This window comes from Psychromonas sp. 14N.309.X.WAT.B.A12, from assembly GCF_030397575.1.
GTDB lineage: Bacteria > Pseudomonadota > Gammaproteobacteria > Enterobacterales > Psychromonadaceae > Psychromonas.
The window spans coordinates 1-705 of sequence record NZ_JAPNXS010000033.1 but is presented as its reverse complement, the minus strand read 5'-3'; the positions used below and the strand labels follow the sequence as shown (position 1 = coordinate 705).

Annotated in this window: 1 protein-coding gene; it reads left to right on the top strand. The window is 50.1% G+C overall.

The window, feature by feature from the left end:
* Nucleotides 1–705, top strand: a 705-nt coding sequence (locus tag OW492_RS16940) for a hypothetical protein (protein WP_290041707.1), incomplete at both ends; no start/stop codon positions are given.

Sequence of the window (705 nt, the reverse complement as noted above, 5' to 3'; positions counted from 1 at the left end):
GCGAAGAATTACCAGCGTTCACCTTAACGCCAAACGACGGCACGGTTGATGGCGATGCAGTAAGCGTTGATCCAAGTGTTGCGACCGTGAATGATGCACCAGAAATTACTATCTTAACCAGCAATGACTTTACCGAAGATGACGGCAGCGCCGTTGCTGGCGCAGAAGTGGCGACCTTTGAGACCTTCGATGAAGATGGCGATGAAGTGACCGTCACCTTAAGCGATACCGTTAACTACGAAATCGTAGATGGTACGGTTGTGCTCACTGAAGCCGGTGCTGACTTAGTGAACAGCGGTCAAGAGTTACCAGCGTTCACCTTAACGCCAAACGATGGCACAACAGATGGCTACGCAGTAAGCGTTGATCCAAGTGTTGAGACCGTGAATGATGCACCAGAAATTACCATCTTAACCAGCAATGACTTTACCGAAGATGACGGCAGCGCGGTTGCTGGCGCAGAAGTAGCGACTTTCGAGACCTTCGATGAAGATGGCGATGAGGTGACGGTTACGCTAAGCGACACAGTAAATTATGCACTGATTGATGGCGCGGTGGTATTAACCCAAGTGGGCGCTGACTTAGTCAACAGTGGCGAAGAATTACCAGCGTTCACCTTAACGCCAAACGATGGCACAACAGATGGCGACGCAGTAAGCGTTGATCCAAGTGTTGCGACCGTGAATGATGCACCAGAAATTACTA